At 68.6% G+C, this 22,649-nt stretch carries 19 protein-coding genes; 13 read left to right on the top strand and 6 right to left on the bottom strand.

The annotated features are described in order from the left end of the window. The first annotated feature begins 69 nt into the window (after positions 1-69). From dxr to BR47_RS0101400, 8 genes are all read left to right on the top strand, one after another. Complete coding sequence (gene dxr / locus BR47_RS0101435; protein ID WP_029118363.1) at positions 70-1,230, top strand: 1-deoxy-D-xylulose-5-phosphate reductoisomerase; 1,161 nt, start codon at positions 70-72, stop codon at positions 1,228-1,230. Then, positions 1,227-2,462: a M50 family metallopeptidase gene (locus BR47_RS0101430; RefSeq protein ID WP_020101984.1), complete on the top strand. Its 1,236-nt coding sequence runs from the start codon at positions 1,227-1,229 to the stop codon at positions 2,460-2,462. The genes dxr and BR47_RS0101430 overlap by 4 nt, the downstream gene beginning before the upstream one ends. A gap of 9 nt (positions 2,463-2,471) precedes the next feature. Beyond that, positions 2,472-3,638 carry a flavodoxin-dependent (E)-4-hydroxy-3-methylbut-2-enyl-diphosphate synthase gene (ispG, locus tag BR47_RS0101425; RefSeq protein ID WP_020101983.1) on the top strand — a complete coding sequence of 389 codons (1,167 nt, stop codon included), beginning with the start codon at positions 2,472-2,474 and terminating at the stop codon, positions 3,636-3,638. 70 nt (positions 3,639-3,708) lie between these two features. Then, positions 3,709-4,563 carry a GNAT family N-acetyltransferase gene (locus BR47_RS0101420; protein ID WP_029105352.1) on the top strand — a complete coding sequence of 285 codons (855 nt, stop codon included), beginning with the start codon at positions 3,709-3,711 and terminating at the stop codon, positions 4,561-4,563. 186 nt (positions 4,564-4,749) lie between these two features. Beyond that, positions 4,750-6,564 carry a penicillin-binding transpeptidase domain-containing protein gene (locus tag BR47_RS0101415; protein ID WP_029105351.1) on the top strand — a complete coding sequence of 605 codons (1,815 nt, stop codon included), beginning with the start codon at positions 4,750-4,752 and terminating at the stop codon, positions 6,562-6,564. Positions 6,565-6,595: 31 nt separating this feature from the next. Continuing rightward, positions 6,596-7,177, top strand: coding sequence for a DUF1707 SHOCT-like domain-containing protein (locus tag BR47_RS0101410; protein WP_020101980.1), 582 nt, complete (start codon positions 6,596-6,598; stop codon positions 7,175-7,177). 25 nt (positions 7,178-7,202) lie between these two features. Continuing rightward, on the top strand, positions 7,203-8,060 hold the full coding sequence (gene map, locus BR47_RS0101405; protein ID WP_029105350.1) for a type I methionyl aminopeptidase: 858 nt from the start codon (positions 7,203-7,205) through the stop codon (positions 8,058-8,060). Between the two features lies 1 nt (position 8,061). Next, the gene (locus tag BR47_RS0101400; protein WP_029118362.1) at positions 8,062-9,549 is read left to right on the top strand and encodes a cobyric acid synthase; all 1,488 of its coding nucleotides are present in this window, start codon (positions 8,062-8,064) and stop codon (positions 9,547-9,549) included. Here the strand turns inward: BR47_RS0101400 and BR47_RS0101395 are convergent, their stop codons facing one another. The 4 genes from BR47_RS0101395 to BR47_RS0101380 all read right to left on the bottom strand — a co-directional run bounded on the left by BR47_RS0101395 (position 9,550) and on the right by BR47_RS0101380 (position 14,203). After that, entirely contained in the window at positions 9,550-11,139 is a 1,590-nt protein-coding gene (locus tag BR47_RS0101395; RefSeq protein ID WP_029118361.1) for an amino acid permease, read from the bottom strand. Positions 11,140-11,242: 103 nt separating this feature from the next. Next, positions 11,243-12,172, bottom strand: coding sequence for a TAXI family TRAP transporter solute-binding subunit (locus tag BR47_RS0101390; RefSeq protein ID WP_020101976.1), 930 nt, complete (start codon positions 12,170-12,172; stop codon positions 11,243-11,245). Next, on the bottom strand, positions 12,169-13,542 hold the full coding sequence (locus BR47_RS0101385) for a sensor histidine kinase (protein WP_029118360.1): 1,374 nt from the start codon (positions 13,540-13,542) through the stop codon (positions 12,169-12,171). Before BR47_RS0101385 ends, BR47_RS0101390 begins: the two co-directional genes overlap by 4 nt. Position 13,543: 1 nt before the next feature. After that, positions 13,544-14,203 carry a response regulator transcription factor gene (locus tag BR47_RS0101380; RefSeq protein ID WP_020101974.1) on the bottom strand — a complete coding sequence of 220 codons (660 nt, stop codon included), beginning with the start codon at positions 14,201-14,203 and terminating at the stop codon, positions 13,544-13,546. Between the two features lie 18 nt (positions 14,204-14,221). Here BR47_RS0101380 and BR47_RS0101375 point away from each other — a divergent pair, with 18 nt between their 5' ends. The 5 genes from BR47_RS0101375 to nicT all read left to right on the top strand — a co-directional run bounded on the left by BR47_RS0101375 (position 14,222) and on the right by nicT (position 20,098). Beyond that, a complete protein-coding gene (locus BR47_RS0101375; protein WP_029118359.1) occupies positions 14,222-14,608 on the top strand; it encodes a hypothetical protein in 387 nt (128 codons plus the stop codon). A 23-nt stretch (positions 14,609-14,631) separates the two neighbouring features. Further along, entirely contained in the window at positions 14,632-14,979 is a 348-nt protein-coding gene (locus tag BR47_RS33420) for a hypothetical protein (protein ID WP_138158366.1), read from the top strand. A 43-nt stretch (positions 14,980-15,022) separates the two neighbouring features. Next, a complete protein-coding gene (locus BR47_RS0101365) occupies positions 15,023-15,559 on the top strand; it encodes an alpha/beta hydrolase (protein WP_029118358.1) in 537 nt (178 codons plus the stop codon). A 186-nt stretch (positions 15,560-15,745) separates the two neighbouring features. Beyond that, complete coding sequence (locus tag BR47_RS0101360) at positions 15,746-18,982, top strand: DEAD/DEAH box helicase (protein ID WP_029118357.1); 3,237 nt, start codon at positions 15,746-15,748, stop codon at positions 18,980-18,982. Positions 18,983-18,997: 15 nt separating this feature from the next. Continuing rightward, on the top strand, positions 18,998-20,098 hold the full coding sequence (nicT, locus tag BR47_RS0101355; protein ID WP_051634547.1) for a Nickel transporter NicT: 1,101 nt from the start codon (positions 18,998-19,000) through the stop codon (positions 20,096-20,098). On the opposite strand, the gene mtr is transcribed toward nicT, so the two are convergent. Both mtr and BR47_RS0101345 read right to left on the bottom strand, forming a co-directional pair. Beyond that, on the bottom strand, positions 20,095-21,471 hold the full coding sequence (gene mtr, locus BR47_RS0101350; RefSeq protein ID WP_029118356.1) for a mycothione reductase: 1,377 nt from the start codon (positions 21,469-21,471) through the stop codon (positions 20,095-20,097). The two genes, nicT and mtr, sit on opposite strands and share 4 nt — an antisense overlap. Positions 21,472-21,475: 4 nt before the next feature. After that, positions 21,476-22,537 (bottom strand): alpha/beta hydrolase, encoded by a 1,062-nt coding sequence (locus BR47_RS0101345; RefSeq protein ID WP_051634581.1) that lies wholly within the window; start codon positions 22,535-22,537, stop codon positions 21,476-21,478. Positions 22,538-22,649: the final 112 nt, after the last annotated feature.

Genomic DNA, 22,649 nt, shown 5'->3' with positions numbered 1-22,649 from the left:
GACCCGTCGTTGCTGATCTGATGTGCCACCACCGGCGCCGAAGCCCGGCCGGGGCGGCACAATAGAGACGTGAGTGAGCGGCTACGAGTCCTGGTGCTCGGCAGTACCGGGTCGATCGGTACCCAGGCCCTGGAGGTGATCGCCGCCAACCCCGACCGGTTCGAGATCGTCGGCCTGGCGGCCGGCGGCGGCAACGCCGAGCTGCTCGCCCGGCAGCGTGCCGAGACGGGCGTCACCAACGTCGCGGTGGCCGACACCGCCGCGGCCGCGCGCATCGGGGACGTCACGTACGCGGGCGCCGGCGCCGCCACTCGGCTGGTCGAGGAGACCGAGGCCGACGTCGTCCTCAACGCTCTGGTCGGCGCACTCGGGCTGAAGCCGACGCTGGCGGCGCTGCACTCGGGTGCCCGACTTGCCCTCGCGAACAAGGAATCGCTCGTCGCCGGCGGACCGCTGGTGCTCAAGGCGGCGCAGCCCGGCCAGATCGTGCCCGTCGACTCCGAGCATTCGGCGCTGGCCCAGTGCCTGCGCGGCGGCACCAGTGACGAAGTGGCCCGGCTCGTGCTCACCGCGTCGGGCGGACCGTTCCGCGGTTGGGCGGCCAAGGACCTCGAGGACGTCACCCCCGAGCAGGCCGGTGCCCACCCCACCTGGTCCATGGGACCGATGAACACCCTGAACTCGGCGTCGCTGGTCAACAAGGGGCTCGAGCTCATCGAAACCCACCTGCTGTTCGGCATCGACTACGACCGCATCGACGTCGTGGTGCACCCGCAGTCCATCGTGCATTCGATGGTCACCTTCACCGACGGCTCGACGCTCGCGCAGGCCAGCCCGCCCGACATGAAGCTGCCCATCGCGCTGGCACTGGGCTGGCCGGCCCGCGTCCCGGGCGCCGCCCTGGCGTGCGACTGGACCACGGCCTCGACCTGGGAGTTCGAGCCACTGGACGACGACGTCTTCCCGGCGGTCCGGCTCGCCCGTGAGGCCGGTACCCGCGGCGGTTGCCTGACCGCGGTCTACAACGCCGCCAACGAAGAGGCGGCGGCAGCGTTCCTCGACGGCCGGATCAGGTTCCCGGCGATCGTGCGGACTGTTGCTGACGTCCTGGGCGCCGCGGATCAATGGGCCGCCGAACCCAGTACCGTGGAGGACGTACTCGATGCGCAGGATTGGGCCCGGGACCGGGCGCGGCGCATCGTCGCACAGGAGGTTGTGCCCGCCCGATGATGTATGCGATCGGCATCGTGCTCTTTGCGCTGGGCCTGCTGGTATCGGTGGCCCTGCACGAGTGCGGCCACATGTGGGTGGCGCGGGCCACCGGGATGAAGGTGCGGCGGTACTTCGTCGGCTTCGGCCCGACGCTGTGGTCCACGCACCGGCCGAACCGGCTCGGCTCGACCGAGTACGGCATCAAGGCCGTCCCGCTGGGCGGCTTCTGCGACATCGCGGGCATGACGTCGGTCGACGAGATCGCGCCGCAGGACGAGCCCTACGCGATGTACAAGCAGAAGGTGTGGAAGCGCGTCGCGGTGCTGTTCGCCGGACCCGCGATGAACATCGTCATCGGCCTGGTGCTGATCTACGGCATCGCGGTGTCGTGGGGCCTGCCGGACCTCCACGCGCCGACCAGCGCGGTGATCGGTGAGACCGCTTGTGTCGCACCGCAGGTCGCCAAGACGGGGGACAACCCGTTCGGGCCGTGCCCGCACCCGGGCGCCGGACCTGCTGCGGCGGCGGGCCTGAAAGCCGGGGACGTCGTGGTCAAGGTCGGCGACAAGCCGGTCAGCACGTTCGAGGAGATGGCGAAGGCCATCCGCGGCCTCAGCGGCGCCGTCCCCGTCGTGTACGAACGCGGCGGACGGACGTTCACCACCACCGTCAACGTCGAGCAGACGCAGCGATTCACGAACAAGGACTCCGACACCGCTGCGACGGTCGGCGCCATCGGCGTGACCGCGCCGCCGCAGCCCGGACCGACGCAGTACAACGTGCTGACCGCGATACCCGCGACGTTCACCTTCACCGGTGACCTGTCCGTCGAACTGGGTAAGTCGCTGGCGAAGATTCCGACCAAGATCGGCGCGCTCGTCCATTCGATCGCCGGCGGCGAGCGGGACAAGGAGACTCCCATCAGCGTCGTCGGCGCCAGCCGGATCGGCGGGGAGACCGTCGAACACGGCATCTGGGTGATGTTCTGGTTCTTCCTGGCGCAGTTGAACTTCGTCCTCGCCGCGGTCAACCTGCTGCCGCTGCTGCCGTTCGACGGTGGACACATCGCGGTGGCGACTTTCGAGAAGATCCGCAACATGATTCGCGCGGCCCGCGGCAAAGTCGCCGCGGCGCCGGTGAACTACCTCAAGTTGATGCCGGCCACCTATGTCGTGCTGGTGGTGGTCGGCGGCTACATGCTGTTGACCGTGACGGCAGACTTCGTGAACCCCATTCGACTTTTCCAGTAGGAGACCGTGATGACCTCCATCGGTTTGGGTATGCCGGGCGTCGGCAGCGAGCCCCCGGCACCGCCGACCCTCGCACCGCGCCGTAAGACGCGTCAGCTGATGGTGCGCGACGTCGGCGTCGGCAGCGACTACCCGATCGCGGTGCAGTCGATGTGCACCACGAAGACCCACGACGTGAACTCCACGCTGCAGCAGATCGCTGAGCTGACCGCGTCGGGCTGTGACATCGTCCGGGTGGCGTGTCCGCGGCAGGAGGACGCCGACGCGCTGGCCGAGATCGCTCGGCACAGCCAGATCCCGGTGATCGCCGACATCCACTTCCAGCCCAAGTACATCTTCGCGGCCATCGACGCCGGCTGCGCCGCGGTGCGCGTGAACCCGGGCAACATCAAGGAGTTCGACGGCCGGGTCAAGGAGGTCGCCAAGGCCGCCGGTGCCGCGGGCATCCCGATCCGCATCGGCGTCAACGCCGGTTCGCTGGACCCGCGGTTGCTCGCGAAGTATGGCAAGGCCACGCCGGAGGCGCTCGTCGAGTCGGCGCTCTGGGAGGCATCGCTGTTCGAGGAGCACGGCTTCGGCGATATCAAGATCAGCGTCAAGCACAACGACCCGGTGATCATGGTCGAGGCCTACCGGCAGCTGGCCGCCAAGTGCGACTATCCGCTGCACCTCGGCGTGACCGAGGCCGGTCCGGCGTTCCAGGGCACCATCAAGAGCGCCGTCGCGTTCGGGGCGCTGCTGAGCGAGGGCATCGGCGACACCATCCGGGTCTCGCTGTCCGCGCCGCCGGTGGAAGAAGTCAAGGTCGGCAACCAGATTCTCGAGTCGCTGAACCTGCGGCCCCGCGGCCTGGAGATCGTGTCGTGCCCGTCCTGTGGACGTGCCCAGGTGGACGTCTACAAGCTGGCGAACGCGGTGTCGGCGGGCCTCGACGGGCTGGACGTGCCGCTGCGCGTCGCGGTCATGGGCTGCGTCGTCAACGGCCCGGGTGAGGCCCGCGAGGCGGACCTCGGCGTGGCGTCGGGCAACGGCAAGGGCCAGATTTTCGTGCGCGGTGAGGTGATCAAGACCGTGCCCGAGTCGCAGATCGTCGAGACCCTGATCGAAGAGGCGATGCGAATCGCCGCCGAGTCGGGAACCGATGCGAGCGGTTCGCCCGTCGTAACCGTAAGCTGAGCACAGTCCTGTGACTGCGGTCACGGACGGCCCCGAATAGCAACCAGGTCACACTCACAAAGGTCGGTGAATGTCGGCACCTCCTCTGTTCCGGATCGCAGATGCGCGCCGGATATCAGTGGTGCGCGAAATTGCCCAGGTGCAGCAGGTCTTCGACGAGGATCCGGTCGGCACCTGCATGGTGGCCGCCCGGGTCGGTGACCACGGCCTCGATCCGGTGGCCATCGGCGGCGAGCTGTGGACGCGTAGCCAGCCCATGGAGTCCCTGTGCTTTGCCGGGGTGAACCTGATCCCGATGCGGGGCACCGCGGCCGACATGATGGTGTTCGCCGACAAGGTCATGAGTGCGCCGCGGCGGTGTTCGTCGCTGGTGGGTCGCGCCGAGTTGGTGCTGCCGATGTGGCAGCAGCTGGCCCAGGTGTGGGGCCCGGCCCGCGAGGTCCGGGACTGCCAGCCGCTGCTGACGCTGTCCGACGCTCCGCAATGCCCCGTCGACCCCGCGGTGCGTCCGGTCCGGATGGACGAGCTGGACGCGTATGTCGTTGCGGCAGTGGACATGTTCATCGGCGAAGTCGGGGTCGACCCACGCATGGGCGACGGCGGCCGCGGCTACCGCCGCCGGCTGGCAGGGCTGATCGCGGCGGGCCGGGCCTGGGCGCGGTTCGAGGATGGCCAGGTCGTGTTCAAGGCCGAGATCGGCGCTCAGACGTCACGAGTCGGTCAGATCCAGGGTGTGTGGGTGCACCCCGACTGGCGTGGCCGTGGCCTCGGCGCCGCGGGTACCGCGGCGTTGGCGTCGGCGGTGCTGCGCAGCGGCCGGACCCCCAGCCTCTACGTCAACGATTTCAACGCCCCGGCTCGGGCGATCTACCGGCGCATCGGGTTCAGTCAGCTGGGCACGTACGCCACGGTGTTGCTGGACTGACGTTTTCGCGCCCGACATGCGCGTTGTGCACGCGACACGCCGGGCGGGCGGTATGGAACGTCGATCTCGAGGTAGCCGCCGGGGCCCGTCGTAGCTCACAATCCGGCGTAGCTCACAAAACTGTCACGGTTGCGTCTCGGTGTGCCTCCACGTCGCGGGCTAGTCACACTTCTAACATCAGCCCCAATGGCAACGCACACATCATCCGTTTCACGCTCGGCCGCGTTGTTGTCGGTGGTGGCGGTCGCAGGAGCGATGACGGCCTGCACCCCGAAGCCCAACGGCCCCGAGCCCACCGCGCAGGCGTTCTTCGCCGCGCTCGGCCGCGGCGACACCGGTGCCGCCGCCGACCTGTCCGACAAGCCCAATGACGCCCGAACCGCGATCAACCAGGCCTGGTCGGGCCTGCAGGCGACCAAGCTCGACGCGCAGGTGCTCGGCTCCAAGTACACCCAGGACACCGGCAAGATCACCTACCGGTACACCTGGCACCTGCCCAAGGATCGCATCTGGGCCTACACCGGACAGCTCAACATGATCCGGCAGGACGGCCGGTGGCAAGTCCGTTGGGGCAGCACGGATTTGCATCCCAACCTGGGGGAGCACCAGAGCTTCCAGCTGCGCGCCGACCAACCGGTCCGCGCCTCGGTCAACGAACTCGGTGGCACGAATGTTCTGGTACCCGGGTACCACTACAACTACGCGCTGAACGCCCGTTCCGCGGCGGGCGAGCTGATGCGGACCTCCCGCGTGGTCGCCGACGTCCTGCGACAGTTCGACAACACCATGGACGCCCAGCGGCTCGCCGAACAGGCCAGCTCGTCCACCGGACCGCTGAACCTCATCACCCTGCGCCGCGAGGACAACGACAAGGTGTCCGGGGCGCTCGCGCACCTGCCCGGTGTGGTCATCACGCCGCAGCCCGAGATGGTGCCCACCGACCCCCGATTCGCGCCGGCGATCGTCACCGAGGTCAAGAAGCAGGTGGCCGATCAGCTGATCGGCCAGCCCGGCTGGCGCGTCGTCAGCGTCAACCAGAACGGCGCCGACATCGACGTCCTCAACGAGGTGCCGGGCAAGCCGGCGCCGTCGATCACCATCAGCCTGGACCGCAACGTGCAGAACGCCGCCCAGGACGCCGTGAACATGGTGGGCCGCAAGGCGATGATCGTCGCGATCAAACCGTCGACCGGTGAAATCCTGGCCGTGGCCCAGAACGCGGCCGCCGACGCCGACGGCCCGACCGCCACCATGGGCCTGTACCCGCCCGGGTCGACGTTCAAGATGATCACCGCCGGCGCCGCGATCGAAACCGACATGGCCGGGCCCAACACGCTGCTCGGCTGCCCCGGCACGATCGACATCGGGCATCGCACCATCCCGAACTACGACCGGTTCGACCTCGGCGTCGTCCCGATGTCCAGGGCCTTCGCGAACTCGTGCAACACGACGTTCGCCGAGCTGGCCAGCCGGATGCCGCCGCGCGCCCTGACGAATGCCGCCGCCCAGTACGGCATCGGCGCCGACTACCAGGTCGCCGGCATCGACACCGTCACCGGGAAGGTGCCGCCCACGGTGAACCTGGCCGAGCGCACCGAGGACGGCTTCGGCCAGGGCAAAGTCGTCGTCAGCCCCTTCGGGATGGCACTGGCAGCGGCGACCGTCGCGGCCGGAAAGACCCCGCTCCCGCAGCTGATCGAGGGCCGCCCGACGACCGTGTCCGGCAACACGGCGCCGATCACGACGAAGATGATCGACGGCCTGCGGCCCATGATGCAGCTGGTGGTGACCAACGGCACAGCCAAGGATCTGCGCGGCAGCGGCGACGTACGGGGGAAGACCGGGGAAGCCGAGTTCCAGGGCGGCTCGCACGCCTGGTTCGCCGGCTACCGCGGTGACATGGCCTTCGCGGCCCTGATCGTCGGCGGCGGTGGGTCGGAGACCGCGGTCCGCATGTGCCGGGACATGTTCAAGGGCCTGCCGCCCGATTACCTGGCCTGACCGAAGGCCCCGGCCTGAGTAGCCTGTTTGGATGACCAACAGCGACGAGATCGCGGTCCTGCGCGTCTCCGACGCCGACCGCAACGGCACGCTCCGGCGGCTGCACAACGCGGTGGCTCTGGGGCTCATCGACATGGACGAGTTCTCCGAGCGGTCCGCGTTGGTCGCCCTCGCCCGTCAGCAGGCTGAGCTGGCGGTGCTGGTCGGCGACCTGCCCGCGCCCAACGCGATCGTCACGGGCTCGGCCGACCGCGTCGAACTGCGCGGTGTCATGGGGTCGCTCAAGCGGCAGGGTGAGTGGGTCGTGCCGACCCGGCTCGCGCTGGTCCGGCGCGTCGGCTCGATCGACCTGGACCTGACGCGGGCCCGGTTCGGTGGGCCCATCGTGGTGATCGAACTCGATCTCAAGTTCAGCTCGCTGGATCTTCGGTTGCCCGACGGCGCCAGCGCCTCCATCGACGACGTCGAGGTGGCCGTCGGCAGTGCCACCGACCATCGCAAGGACGCGCCCGCCGACGGCACCCCGCACGTCATCCTGACCGGGCGGGTGGTGTTCGGGTCGGTCGATATCCGCGGGCCGCGCCGGACGTGGTTCGGCCGCGGCGACCGATAACTCCGGCGCTCGCTAAGCTGGGACGATGTCTGTTCGTACTGCGCTTCGCCCCGGCGAGGTGTCCGCCACCCTGCCGGTGCCCAAGTCGATCCCGCGCCCCGAGTACGCGTGGAAGCCGACGGTGCGCGAGGGCAGCGAGCCCTGGGTGCAGACTCCCGAGGTGATCGAGAAGATGCGCGTCGCCGGCCGCATCGCTGCCCAGGCGCTCGCCGAGGCCGGCAAGGCCGTCGCACCCGGCGTCACGACCGACCACCTGGACCGGGTGGCGCACGAGTACATGCTCGACCACGGCGCCTACCCGTCGACGCTGGGCTACAAGGGTTTTCCCAAGTCCTGCTGCACCTCGCTGAACGAGATCATCTGCCACGGCATCCCCGATTCGACGGTGATCGAGGACGGTGACATCGTCAACATCGACGTCACCGCCTACAAGGACGGCGTGCACGGCGACACCAACGCCACCTTCCTGGCCGGCGACGTGTCCGAGGAGCACCGGCTGCTGGTCGAGCGCACCCACGAAGCCACGATGCGGGCCATCAAGGCGGTCAAGCCGGGACGGCAGCTGTCGGTGGTCGGCCGGGTCATCGAGTCGTACGCAAACCGGTTCGGCTACAACGTGGTTCGCGACTTCACCGGACACGGCATCGGTGAGACGTTCCACAACGGCCTGATCGTGCTGCACTACGACAAGCCCGAGGTCGACACCGTGCTGGAGCCGGGCATGACCTTCACCATCGAGCCGATGATCAACCTCGGCTCGCTCGACTACGAGATCTGGGACGACGACTGGACCGTCGCGACCGTGGACAAGAAGTGGACGGCGCAGTTCGAGCACACCCTCGTGGTGACCGAAGACGGCGCCGAAATCCTGACCCTGCCGTGATGTGACCGGAGGGGCTCTGCTGGTCGCCGGCACCACGTCGGACGCCGGTAAGTCGATGGTGGTGGCCGGGCTGTGCCGGCTGCTCGCCCGCAAGGGTGTGCGGGTGGCGCCGTTCAAGGCCCAGAACATGTCGAACAATTCGGCCGTCACGGTCGAAGGCGGCGAGATCGGGCGGGCCCAGGCGATGCAGGCCCGGGCGGCCGGGCTGGCGCCCAGCGTGCGGTTCAACCCGGTCCTGCTCAAGCCCGGCGGCGACCGGACCTCGCAGCTCGTGGTGCGCGGCGTCGTCGCCGGTACGGTGGCGGCGGGGGACTACTTCACCCGCCGGACACAGCTGGCCACCGTCGTGTCCGACGAATTGGCCTCGCTGCGAAGCGAATTCGATGTGGTGATCTGTGAAGGTGCGGGCTCGCCCGCCGAGATCAACCTGCGGGCCACCGATGTCGCCAACATGGGCCTGGCCCGCGCCGCGAACCTGCCGGTGGTCGTCGTCGGCGACATCGACCGCGGCGGGCTGCTGGCGCACCTGTACGGCACGGTGGCGGTACTGGAACCCGCGGACCAGAAACTGATCGCCGGGTTCCTCGTCAACAAGTTCCGGGGCGACCCGGCGCTGCTGGAACCCGGCCTGCGGCAACTGGAATCGCTCACCGGACGCCCGACCTACGGCGTGATCCCGTACTGCGACGACCTGTGGCTCGACGCCGAGGACTCGCTGTCGGTCACGCCACGTGGGCAGCTGGGCCGGCCGACGGCGCCGCGCGGCCGGGATGTCCTGACGGTGGCCGCCGTGCGACTGCCCCGCATCTCGAACTCCACCGACGTCGAGGCCCTCGCGTGCGAGCCGGGGGTGCACGTCCGCTGGGTCGACACCGCCGCCGAGTTGGCCGGCGCCGATGTGGTGGTGCTGCCCGGCAGCAAGGCGACCGTTTCCGACCTGAACTGGCTGCGCGAGCGTGGACTCGCCGAAGCCGCCACGGCGCATGCCCGGTCCGGTCGCGCGGTGCTCGGCGTCTGCGGCGGGTTCCAGATGCTGTGCACGACGATCCACGACACCGTCGAGTCCGGCGCGGGCCGGGTCCCCGGCCTGGGTCTGCTGGATGCCGACATCGAGTTCGATGCCGACAAGACCCTGAAACACTGGGATACGCCGTTGTACGGCTACGAGATTCACCACGGCCGGGTCGCGCGGTGCGCGGAGCCGGACTGGCTGGGAGTCGGCATCCGGCGCGGCCAGGTGTACGGCACCCACTGGCACGGGCTGCTCGACAACGACGCCGTGCGGCGGACCTGGCTCACCGAGGTCGCGACGAGCTGTGGCAAGGACGGGTTCGTCGTCGCCGACGACGTGAACGTCGCCGCGTTGCGCGACGTGCAACTCGACGTGATGGCCGATCTGCTTGCCGCACATGTGGATATCAACGCGGTGCTGAAGCTCGTCGAATCCGGTGCGCCGGCCCGGCCGGTGATCAGCAGCGTGTGCCGGTGATCAGCCCGGTTCGCCGACCGGCTCTGCCGGTGCTGTCGGTTCTACGGGCTCCTCGACCTGCTTGATGGGCCCGGTGAACCAGTTCTTCACCGACACGTGCCAGTAGATGTAGAGCAGAAACAGGACGCCACCGACCAGCAGCGGCGTGTAGTTCACGAACTTCCACTCGAAACTCGGGTCCCACGGCACGCCGCCGAGGGACGTCGGGAACATCGCGATGATCGAGGTGATCGTGATCTCGGCCAGCGCCACCGGTGCCATCCACTTGTGGTGGCCGCGCAGATTCCAACTGCCCGTGGCGAATTCATCACCGGCCCGCCAGCGGTAGTAGATCGGGACGGCGAAGCACAGGTACACCCCGACGACGCCGATGGACACGACGGCATAGAACGCCACGGGCGTGGGCGTGCCGTTGATGTCGACCTTGACCAGGGCCGGCAGCGTGAGTGCGGCGGCCACGACCGCGGTGATCGTGACGCTGTGCGTCGGCACCCGATGCTTGTTGACCTCCGACCACCACCGGTGGCCGGGCACGGCACGGTCCCGGCTGAAAGCGAACAGCATGCGGGATGCGCTGGTCTGGCAGGCGACGGCGCAGAAGAACTGGCCGGCCGTCGAGATGAACAGCACCGCCGTCGCCCAGTTCGAGCTCATCGCCTGGTTGAAGATGGCGGCCACCGCGCCGCCGCCCTTGGACACCGCATCGGAATCCTGGACCGCGAACAGGAAGGCCAGCAACAGAATCCAGCCGCCGACGGCCGAGTAGAAGATGGACCGCCAGATGCCCTTGGCAGCCGCGCCCGCCGCGCTCTTGGTCTCCTCCGACAGGTGTGCCGACGCGTCGTACCCGGTGATCGTGTACTGCGTGAGGATCACCGAGATCGGCAGCACCACGAACAGCCAACCGGCGCCCGAGGTCGCGCCGCCGAACATGCCGCTGTTGTTGATCGTCTTGGCGAAGACGTCCGAGAAACTCGCGTGGTGGCTCGGCACGAAGATCAGGATGCCGATGACGGCGGCCGCGCCGAAGACGTGCCACCACACCGAGACGTTGTTGATGATCGCCAGCAGGTGGCTGGAGAAGATGTTGATCAGCGCCGAGATGCCCAGGATGGCGACGAAGATGACGAATGTCCGGGTGAGGCTGTATCCCGCCAGCCAGTCGGCGCTGAGGGTGCCCAAGGTGAGGTCGATGAATGTCGCACAGCCGTAGGCCACCGAGGCGAGGATGGCCACCAGGCCGATGAGGTTGAGCCAGCCGGCATAGAAACCGGCCTTCGCGCCGCCGAGTTTTGCTGCCCACCAATAGATTCCGCCGGAGGTCGGGAACGCCGACACCAGTTCGGACATACAGAGGCCGATGACGAGGATGAACGTCGCGACGATCGGCCAGCCCCAGGCGATGGCGGCGGGTCCGCCATTGTTCCAGCCCAGCCCGAACGAGGTGAAGCACCCCGAGAGGATGGAGATGATCGAGAACGAGATGGCGAAGTTGCTGAAGCCGGACCAGGAGCGATGCAGTTCCTGGCTGTAGCCGAGCTTGGCCAGTAGCAGCTCGTCTTCGGTGAGTGCTTCGTGTCCTTCTGGCACTGTGACCTCCTTGGGACCCCCGGATGTTGAAGAACAATAGGGTGCGTCAGGGTTTCGCGCTGGCCAACGGATGCCGCCGTTTCGGGGATGTTTCGGCCCGTTTTCAGCCGTGCAGGATGCGGTATTCCTCGATGGCGCCGGGGTGCAACGGGATTCGGCCGGTCTGGATCATCGACGGCGGCTGCAGGTACTGCAGTCCGCGGACTTCGGGCGGCATGAGTTGCGTTGCGTCGTTCGCCAATACATCGACCGCGGCCGCCGCGAGTGCGTTCGGCAGGCCGGGCCGGCACAGCAGCAGGTCGGGGGAGCCGATGGTGTACACGCTCGACGGCACGTAGGCGCCGATCGGCGCGCGCAGGAGCAGATAGGGGTAGGACGCCAGTTCTGTCATCGGTGCCACCCACGGCGTCAGGTCCAGAATGCGCAGGGGCAGCGTCTTGTCGAGCTCGGCGATGGCGGGCGTCGGGATGCCGCCGGACCAGACCAGCGCGTCGATGGTGCGGTTGCCCAGCGCGGCAACCGCCTCGTTCAGGCGCAGGTCGGCCCGCCGGACCCGATCGGTCAGATTCGCCGCACGAAAGAGCACCGTGGTGATGGCCGCGACGCCGGAACCGGACGGTCCGGTGGAAACGGTCAGTCCGGCAAGGTCATTCACCTGCCGGATGGCGGAGTGGTCGGGGACGACCAGCTGCAGATAGTTCTCGTAGACTCGCGCGACCGCCGGCGGGACGTCGGTGGGCGGCCGGGTTCGCAACTGCTGCTCGACCACGTCGGCCTGTGCGAGTGCCATGTCCGCCTGGCCCGACCGCAGTAGCTCGAGATTGTCGACGCTGCCCGCGGTGGGCATCACGGTGACCGTGATGCCGGGATACCGAACCCGGAGGCGCTGGGCGAAGATCTCGCCCACCGCCAGGTAGAGACCACCGCGATCTCCGGCGGCCAGCCGGATTGTGCCCTGGGTGTTGTTCGGCAGGCATCCCGCGGCGACCGCCGCGGCAGAGGAGGCGAGGAAAGCGCGCCGGGTCAGGGTCATGATGTGCTCGCCGGCAGGTGATAGCGGACCGCGAGACCACCGTCGGGGGACCGCTCGACCGACGCCAATCCGCCGTGTGCGGCCGCGATTTCGGTGGCGATGGCCAGGCCGAGGCCGGTGCCCTGGCTGTCGTCGTGCCCGCGCCAGAACCGGGTGGCCGCCTGCGAGACGGTGTCGGCCGGTAGGCCGGGGCCGTTGTCGCTGACGGTGAGATCGATGCCGGTGTCGGTCGGCACCGTCGACACGGTGACGGTGGTGCCCGTGCCGGAGTAGCGCAAGGCGTTGTCCAGCGCGATGTCCAAGAGTTGCTCGACATCGTGGCGCGGCATCTGGACGGCGAGGTGGGCGTGGGCGGTCTCGAAACGCAGTCGCTGGTCGTTGGGGTCTGCGGTGGTCTGCCAGAAGTCCAGCCGCTGCTCGACGACGCTGTCCAGATCTGTCGAGTCATGCACTGCCGCAACCAGACCGGAACGGTGGCTGTGGCTGGCCTCCTCGGCGCGCGCCAGGCGGAGCAACTGGGCCAGCAGGTTCTCCAACCGGTCCAGCTCCGCCGACATCGAGTCGTAGGTCGGGCGCCCCGATTCGGCGACGTGGTCTTCGAGGGTGTCGGCACGCAGCCGCACGGCGGCCAGTGGGTTGCGCAACTGGTGGGAGGCGTCGGCGATGAGCCGGCGTTGATGATCGAGCGAGGCGTGCACCGCCTGCGCCATGGCGTTGAACGCCGACGTGAAGCGCCGCAGCTCGGGCGGTCCCGACACGTGAGCCGGCTGGCCGGCGATGCCGCCGGCCATGTCCTCGACGGCCCGCTCCAGCCCGACCAGCGGCCGCAGCACCCACCGGGTCACGCTCTGCGCGGTGACGGCCGCAACCCCGAGCAAGACGATGCAGCCCGCCGCGATCCACAACCAGTCCACGGTGATGTCGTGTGCGGCGGTGGCCGGGTCGACGCCCAGGACCACCGCGCCGACCAGCTCGCCGTTCCGCCGAATTCCCTTGGCCTGCAGCATCGGTCGCCGGTCCCACGGCATGATCCGGGTCCGCGGTGCGGCGGGAGCGTCGGACAACGCCCGCTCGGCGGCCGTCGTCACCCCCGGATCGGTGACCGACAAGCCGGCGGCGGCGAGCGTCCGGCCGTCCGCGTCGACGATCAACACGCCTTCGCCGTACACCCGGTGGTAACGCTCGACCAGTTCGGTGTCGAGTGCGCCCGCGCTGGCGGCGACGTCGGCCAGCGTCGTCAGTTGCCGCTCGCGTTCGGTGTGCAGGACGTTGGTGCGGTGGTCGGCCAGGCTCAGGGCCAGCGGGATCGCCAGCGCCGCCGTCGCGATGAGCAGCAGCGTCATCAGCAGCGCGCGAACCCGCAGACCCACGTCAGTGGTCCAACCGGTAACCGAAGCCGCGCACGGTGTGCAGCGGTATTCCGGCCAGCTTGGACCGAATCTGGCCCACGAAGAAATCCAGGGATCGCGAGCGGCCCACCACGGCGGTGCCCCAGCATTCGAGCATCACCTCTTCACGGCTGACCGCCTCACCCTGACGGGCAGCCAGCGTGGCCAGGATCTGGTACTCGGTCTTGGTCAGCGCCTGCGCCTGGCCGCCCACGGTGACCTCGTGCCGGTCGCGATCGATGGTCACCGGCCCGGCCACCACCGGCGGGCGGGCGACGGGGCCGGTGCCGCGCTGCACCCGTCGCATGACGGCCTCGATCCGGGCCAGCAGCACCGCCTTTCGGACGGGCTTGACCAGGTAGTCGTCGGCCCCGGCGCGCAGCCCCAGCACCACGGCGCCGTCGCTGTCGCGCGCCGTCATGATGATGACCGGCGCGGTCGACGCGCGGCGCAGCGTCCGCAGCACGTCCAGCCCGTCCATGTCGGGCAGACCCAAATCCAGTAACACCAGGTCGCAGCCCTTGACGCGATTGAGTGCGTCGTCGCCGCGCGTGGTGTGGGTGACGGTGAGCCCGGTCTGTTCGAGGAGCTCGACGAGCGCAGCGGCGACACCCTGGTCGTCCTCGACGAGCAGCACGCGCATGGGCCGATGGTAGGGCTCGTGGTCGGTGAACCCCCTGATTTCGCGCTGGATCTGAGGATCGTGCAAGGAAAGGCCCGGCGCGGCCCGTGGAGTATTCCGGTGGACGCGGTGCGCGGAAACCATGTGCTCATCAACAGACATGAGGAGGTCACGATGTACCAGAACACCCATTTCGCCAAGGCGACGGTCTCCGTCGTGGCCGGCGCATTGGTCGCCCTCGGAACCCTCGGGTCTGCCTCGAGCCCAACCGGATTCGCGCCGGCATCGGACCCGGTGGCGACCGGCCACTCCTGCGATGTCGTGGTCGTGGCGCACACGCTGTGCCAGGGCGGGCAGCACCGCCACGGCACGTCGCCCACGGTCGGCCGGGCCTACTGGGACCTCAACTCGCGGCCGACGGCCTGAGCGACGACGGAACGGAGAAAACCATGAACGTTGTCAGCGTGGTAGCCGAGATCGGAATGGCGGACGCCGCCGACAGTGATTCCTCGTGGGTGCCGATGCTCGTGTCCCTCTTGGTCGTCGGGTCGATCCTCGGAATGCACATCTTCGCGGCCTGGCGCTCGCGCCGCCGTCGGGCAGCGCGCCGCCTTCGTGCGGGCGGACGCGGTGCCGCGGCCTATGGCGTGGGCGCGGGTTCCGACGGCGGGTGGGGCGCCGGATTCTTGGACGGCGGTGGCTCGAGCGGCTGCGGTTGCGGGGGCGGCGGTGGTTGCGGTGGTGGAGGTTGCGGGGGCGGCGGTGGTTGCGGGGGCGGCGGTGGTGGCGGCTGCTGAATATCGGTACCTGCGGTCCGGTTACGTTCGCTACGGTGGCGTCATGCCAATCATCCCGACCGTCGACGGTTTCGGCGCCACCGTCGACGTGTCTGGCCCCGACGCCGCCACGACAGTCGTCATGCTCACGACCAAGCAGGCGACGAGCGCCTTGTGCGAGCTGCTCCACACCGCTTCGCTGCGCACCGTGGTGATCGAGGCCGATGACCGGCTGACCGTGAATTCGGTTGTCGGCATTCTGGATACGCTCGGGGTGAAGTGGGCGCTGTTGTTCGCCGACCGCAGCGCGGGCGAGCTGGCCTGGCGGCTGGCGGCCACTCGTCTGGACCGGTTCACCGCCCTGGTGGCCGTCGACGGCAGCCATCCGCGGGCCGACGGGGAGTCGGGCGACGGGTGCCCGCCGGTGGAGATCAACACCACCGTCGTCGTAACCAGCGCCGATGCCCGTGCGCGGGCGCAGGCTGGACAACGCTTCATCTACGGCGAGTTCCGCTTGGCCGAGCTCCTGGGCCGGCGCAGTGCCGAGGAGTTCACCGCCCAGGTGGCCAACGAGATCGTGCTGCGCAGCAGTACCTGGTGACCGGCTGCTGGGGCGAGCGAAGCGACGGAATCTGCCGCTGGGGCGAGCGAAGCGACGGGATCTGCCGCTGGGGCGAGCGAAGCGACGGGATCTGCCGCCAGGGCGAGCGAAGCGACGGGATCTGCCGCCAGGGCGAGCGAAGCGACGGGATCTGCCCCTGTCGGTCCCGGCCGTTATCGTGACGACATGGAAGGCACGGACTCGACGGCCGGGCTAGCGCTCGCGCCCCACGAGGTGCTTCGTGCCTTCAACGCCCAGACGCTGGCCCGCGGCGAGACCTACGCCAACCAGGGACGCGTGGTGGCCGCGAGGTATGACGCGGTCGACGGGACGCTCACCGGCTCGTGCCTCGGTTCGAAGTCCGAGTACTACGACGTCGAAGTGGCGTTGTCGGGTCCCCGTACCGGCCTCGAGATCGAGTACACCGTCTGCACCTGCCCGGTGGGGCGCTACTGCAAGCATGCGGTCGCGCTGCTGTTGGCGGCGATCCCGAGCGCACCTGACCGGGCGGCCCCAAAACGCTGGCAAGTGGTGCTGGGTTCGCTGCTGGACGAGATGACCGACGCCGATACCGACGCCGCCGGTAAGTCGTTGGCCCTGGAATTCGGGATGCTGCCGGCGGGCCGGTACCACACGACGCCCATCGCGACGCTCCGGACGTTGACGGTCGGCAAGCGCGGAAACTGGATCAAGAGCGGCATCAGCTGGCGGCGCCTGTTCGACATGGCCGACCCGGGTGAGTTCGACCGGGACCAGTACAGCGCGCTGCGGGCGCTGGTGCTCGCGGTGCCCGGTTACTACCCGTACAGCAGCGACCAGTTGGTGCTTTCCGCTGTGGGACAGAGCTTTTGGACCGATCTGGACCTGGCGGTCGAGGCCGGCGTCACGCTCGTCCCCGGAGCGGGAATCCGGGCGGTGGAGCTTGCCAAGGACGTCCAGTTGCGGCTGGACTTCACCGTCTCCGACACCGGCGGTGCGCAGATGTCGACGGTGCTCGTGGTCGACGGCGAACCACGGGCGCCCGAAGGCGTCGGGCTGGTGGGCGCACCCACGCCACACGGCATCCATCAATTGGTGGACGGCATCCTGCATCTCGGGGCCTTCGCGCCGGTGCCCGGGCCCACGCTGCTCAAGTTGATCGCGAACGACGAGAAGGTACAGATTCCGCCCGAGGCGCTGTCGGAGTTCGCGGTGGACGTGCTGCCGCGGCTGCGCCGGACGGTGCCCGTCGACATGCCGGAGGGCCTGTTCGCCGAACCCGACATCGCGGGGCCGTGGCCCGTACTCAGCATCACGGCCGACGAGGTTGACGGCCGCGTGAAGTGGCGCACCCGCTACGAGGTGAACGGGCGCCGTCAGGAGTTCGACGCGGCGGGCGTCACGCGCACGAGCGGTATCCGGGACAACGCTGCCGAGGATGCGATGTGGCGGGCGATCGCACCGGCGCTGGAACTGATTTCGGGACTGTCGGCGCAGGACGACCCGCTGGCCTCGCTGTTGCTGTCGCGCCGGCTGTCCCTGCCGCAGATCGCGGTGCTGTGCCATGAGGTGCTGCCGCAGCTCGCCGGGTACGAACAGCTGATCGTCGAAATCGACGAGCGGGCCGCGGCATTCCGGCGCTCGGTCGCCGGCGCGCAACTCGGGTTCGGCACCGCGTCCTCCGACGAGGCGCCGGCGCAGGACTGGTTCGACCTGCACATCACCATCGATGTCGACGGCTACCCCGTGGCGCTGTCGTCCGTCATCGCCGAATTGGCGTCGGGCGCCACCCACATGCTGCTGTCGAACGGGGTCTACTTCCGGCTCGACACCCCAGAACTGCTGCGGCTGCGGGCCCTGATCGAGGAAGCCCAGGCGCTGGGGGAGCTCGACGGCGACCGGGTGAACGCGTCGTCGCTGAACGCGACATTGTGGGACGAGCTGCTGGGCCTCGGCGTCGTCGACCGGGAACTGGCGCAGTGGCGCGACAACATGGCGCGGCTGGCCGCGGCGCAGCCGCCCGTTCCGGTGTCCCCGCCCGCCGGACTGCAGGCCGAGCTGCGCGACTACCAGCGTGACGGGCTCAATTGGCTGGCGTTCCTGTGGGACAACGGACTCGGCGGTGTGCTGGGCGACGACATGGGCCTGGGCAAGACGGTCCAGACCCTGGCCCTGATCAGCCGCGCCGTCGAGCAGGGCGCGGGGAAGTTTCTGGTCGTCGCGCCGACCAGCGTGGCATCCAACTGGGCCGCGGAGTGCGCGAAGTTCGCGCCGGGGCTCACCACCGTCGTCGTATCGAGTACCGAAGCCCGCGGCGCGGTGCCCATCGCCGAGCAGGTCGCCGCGGCCGACATCGTCGTCACGACCTACACGCTGCTGCGGATCGACAACGACAAGTATCGGGAAATCGCTTGGGCCGGAATGATTCTCGACGAGGCGCAATTCGTCAAGAACCATCACAGCAAGACGCACCAGTGCGCGCGCCGCCTCGATGCGCCGTTCAAACTGGCCATCACCGGCACCCCGATGGAGAACAACCTGATGGAGCTGTGGTCGCTGTTGTCCATCACGGTGCCCGGTCTGTTTCCCAGCCCCAAGATTTTCGAACGCTACTTCCGCAGGCCCATCGAGTCCGACGGCGAACCCGGGCGCCTGGCGCTGTTGCGACGGCGGATCAAGCCGGTGTTGTTGCGCCGCACCAAGGATCAGGTCGTCAAGGAGCTGCCGCCGAAGCAGGAGCAGGTACTGGCCATCGAACTGTCGGCCAAACACCGGAAGATCTACGACACCCGGCTGGCGCGCGAGCGACAGAAGGTGCTCGGCCTGCTGGGGGAGTGGGAGAAGAACCGCTTCCAGATTTTCCGGTCGCTCACCCTGCTGCGGCAGCTCAGCCTGCATCCCGGGCTCGTCGATGCCGAGACCATGGAGGCCGGCTCCACCAAGGTCGATTTCCTGATCGAACAACTGGACCAGTTGGTCGCCGAGGACCACAGCGCGCTGGTGTTCAGCCAGTTCACCGGCTTTCTGGCGATATTGCGCGGCCGCCTGGATGCCGCCGGGATCGAGTACAGCTACCTGGACGGGTCGGTGGACGCGCGGAGCCGGGCGCGAGCCATCGACGACTTCAGCGCCGGCCGGACCAAGGTGTTCCTGATCAGTCTCAAAGCCGGCGGTTTCGGACTCAACCTCACCGCTGCCGACTACTGCTTCCTGTGCGACCCATGGTGGAGCCCGGCTGCCGAGGCGCAGGCCGTCGACCGCGCACACCGCATCGGCCAGCAGCGCCCGGTGAACGTCTACCGGCTGGTGTCCGAGAACACCATCGAGGAGAAGGTGATCGCTCTGCAGGAACGCAAGCGCGCGCTGTTCGCCGCGGTCATCGACGACGGCGACATGTTCGGCACTGCAATATCCGCCTCCGACATTCGCGAACTACTCGGCTGAGGGAGACTGGACCGCATGCGGCTTTCGTTGTCGGGTCAGGATTGGGGGCGGCTGGCGGCGATGTTCGGCGTCATCGCCGCACTGCACGTCATCGGCTGGGGGACCTTGATCCTCGTCGTCGTGCCGGAACATCACACCGTCGGCGGGACGGCGCTCGGCATCGGGATCGGCCTCACGGCGTACACCCTGGGCCTGCGGCACGCGTTCGACGCCGACCACATCGCGGCGATCGACAACACCACCCGCAAGCTCATGGCCGACAACGCCGTGGCTCCTCACGCACGTGGCAGCCGGCCGCTCAGCGTGGGATTCTTCTTCTCCCTTGGGCATTCGACCATCGTGTTCGCTCTGGCGCTGCTGCTGTCGCTGGGCATCACGTCGATCGTCGGCCCGCTGCAGGACGATTCGTCGATGCTCCACCGGTACACCGGGCTCATCGGCGCCGGCGTCTCGGGCTTCTTCCTGTACCTGATCGCCGCCATCAATGTCGTTGTCCTGGTCGGCATCCTGCAGGTGTTCATGCGGATGCGCCGCGGTGAGTACGACGAGGCCGCACTCGAACATCAACTCAACAATCGCGGGTTCATGAACCGCATCCTGCGCCGGTTCACCCGCGCCATCAGCAAGCCGTGGCAGATGTACCCGTTGGGCGCGCTGTTCGGCCTCGGCTTCGACACCGCGACCGAGGTGGCGCTGCTGGTGCTGGCCGGAACCGGCGCCTCGGCCGGATTGCCGTGGTACGCAATCCTTTGTCTGCCGGTGCTCTTCGCGGCCGGGATGAGCCTGCTGGATACCATCGACGGCGCGTTCATGAACGTCGCGTACGGCTGGGCGCTGGCCCGGCCGGTGCGCAAGGTCTACTACAACCTCACCATCACCGGACTGTCCGTCATGGTGGCACTCGTGATCGGCACCATCGAGCTGCTCGGGTTGCTGGCCGAGGAGCTGGGCTGGTCCGGTGGCGTCTGGGCCTGGATCGGCGGAATCGACCTGAACACCGTCGGATTCGGCATCGTCGGGCTGTTCGTCGTCACCTGGGTGGTGGCGCTGCTGGTGTGGCGGTGGGGCCGGATCGAGGAGAAGTGGACGGCCCGGCTCAGCCCGGCCGACGGCTAGATCAAGCCCAGCAGCGCGTTTTCGATCACCTCGGGAAGCGCCGGGTGAATCCAGTACTGACCGCGGGCGACGTCCTGTGCCGTCTGCCCGAATGACATCGCCTGAATCAGCGGCTGAATCAGTGACGACGCCTGATAACCCATCAGGTGCGCGCCCAGAATCCGGCCGGTGCCGCGCTCACCGATCAGTTTGACGATGCCCGTCGTGTCCTCCATGGCCCAGCCGTACGCGGTGTCGCCGTAGTCCTGCACCTTGACCACGACGTCGAAACCGGCTGCCCGCGCCTCGGCTTCGTTCATGCCGACCATCGCGACCTGCGGATCGGTGAACACCGCGGCGGGCACGAACCGGTGGTCGCTGGCCACCAGCTCGCCGTCCCAGTCGCGCAGTAGGTTCTCCTTCACCGTCCGCGCCTCGTGATTGGCCACGTGCTTGAGCTGGTGGTGCGACGACACGTCACCCAGCGCGAAAATCCCACGCGCCGTGGTGCGTTGGAACTCGTCGACGACGACGTAGCCGTCGTCGTCGAGGCTCACCCCGGCCAGCTGCACGTCGAGCAGGTCGCCGTTGGGCACCCGGCCCGTCGCGACCAGCAGGGCGTCGGCGCGCAGGGTCTCGCCGTCGTCGAACTCGAGCACGACGCCGTCACCGTCGCGCTGTGCGCTGACGACGTTCTCCTGCGTGCGCAGGTCCCATTTCTTGCCCACCACGGCGCTGAACCGCCGGCAGATCTCCTCGTCGCAGCGGCGGAGCAGCCGATCGCCACGCAGGACGATCGTCACCTTTGATCCGAGTGCCGAGAACACATGCGCGAACTCCACCGAGATGAAGCCGCCGCCGATGATCACCAGATGCTCGGGCAGCGCCGGGATGCGCATGATGTCGTCGCTGGTGAAGTAGGGGACGCCGGAGCCGGCGATGGTCGGGGGAATCCAGCTGCGCGAGCCCGCGGCGATGACCACCCGGTCGGAGCTGAATTCGTCGCCGTCGGCGGTCCGCAATGTGTAGGTGCCGTCGGGCAGCGTCGGCCCGAAGCGGGTGTGGCTGCCGTAGACCGTGATGTTCGGCAGGCCGCGGCGGTAGTCCTCGCCACCGGCCGCGATCGGGTCGATGCGGCCGAAGACGCGCTCGACGATGTCCGGCCAGCGCACCCCGTCGATGTGCGAGTCGACGCCGAAGGTGGCGCTGTGCCGGATGGTCTGGGCCACGTCGGCGGCGTAGACGAACATCTTGGTGGGGATGCAGCCGACGTTCAGGCAGGTGCCCCCGAACTTGCCCTGCTCGCAGATGGCGACCTTCAGGCCGTCGTACCGCTCGTCGAGCACGCTGTTGCCCGAGCCGGTTCCGATGATGGTCAGGTCGTAGTGCTCCATGACGTCAGGCCTGTTCGTGTTGGGTGGTGCGGGAGACCGCTTGGGGGAGATACCAATCCAGCCAGTGGTTCAGCTCGTCGAACGCGACGGCACGTGGCGCCGGCAGTGACAGGAAGACGTCGTGTTTGGCGTCGGTGACCGGGACGACGGTGCTGCGGTTGCCGACACAGCCCGCCCACCGGGCGATCTGGCTGACGTCCAGCACGGCGTCGCCGCGCTCCATCCCGGCCGCCGTGGTGGTCTCGGCGACGGTGTGGTCCGACCGCAGGATCAGGTTCGGCACCCCGACGTCGAGGCCGCGATGCAGCTGCAGTTGTCCCCGGCGGATGGCGTTGATCCAGCCGACGGTGACCGGGAAGCCGCCCAACGGTTTCCAGTCCAGGTTGTAGTCGAACTCGCCGCCGTGGTCGCGGTGCAGGCTTGTGCCGTAGCCGCCCTCGGTGGGCTTGCGGATCACCGCCAGTTTGCGGAAGCGGGCCAGGGCCCGCAGCGTGCCGGACACCGGCGCCGAACGCAGTGCGGCCGGCCCGTGCAGATCGAAGAACGGGCTGTTGAGGATCAGGCCCGTCACCCGGTGCGTCCCCAGCGCGCTGTCGCGGCGCAGGCGGTCGGTGAAGAGCGTCGCGATCAGTCCGCCGGCGGAGTGGCCGTACAGGCACACCCGCGCGCCGGCGGTGTCCGCGCCGATGAGCTGCAGCGCCCGACGGAGTTCGCCGTAGTACGACGCCAGATCGGTGGTGAAGTGCGGGGTCTGCCCGGGACGCCGCGAGCGCCCGCATTTGTGCAGGTCGATGGCGTAGAACGCGATGCCGCGGCTGGCGAAGTGATCGGCGAGCTCGGTGTGGAAGAAGTAGTCGGTGTAGCCGTGGACCACCAGCACGGCGTGCTCGGCGCGGCCGGGCTGACCGCGCCGCACGACGGTGGCGACCAGGTCACCTTCGCCGTCGGGGTCGGGACCCAGTGCGATGGTCTGCTGCCAGTACCCGGGCAGCACGTCCGGCTGCCACTCGGGTTGTCCCTGTGGCTCCTGCGGCGTCACGGGCTCAACACTAACTGCGACGAACATCATGGTCGATGGGAGGAGATAGCGCGTCGGCGGCGAAACCGGTCGCGATAACCTTGAGCACCGAGCAACCGTCAATACCGGCGGGTAACCCGAGTACGAAGGACGAGCGATC

Origin of the sequence: Mycobacterium sp. UNC410CL29Cvi84, assembly GCF_000686745.1 — a bacterium.
Lineage (GTDB): Bacteria > Actinomycetota > Actinomycetes > Mycobacteriales > Mycobacteriaceae > Mycobacterium > Mycobacterium mucogenicum_B.
The sequence above is the reverse complement of the archived record's forward strand: the minus strand, read 5'-3'. Positions and strand labels throughout refer to the sequence as shown.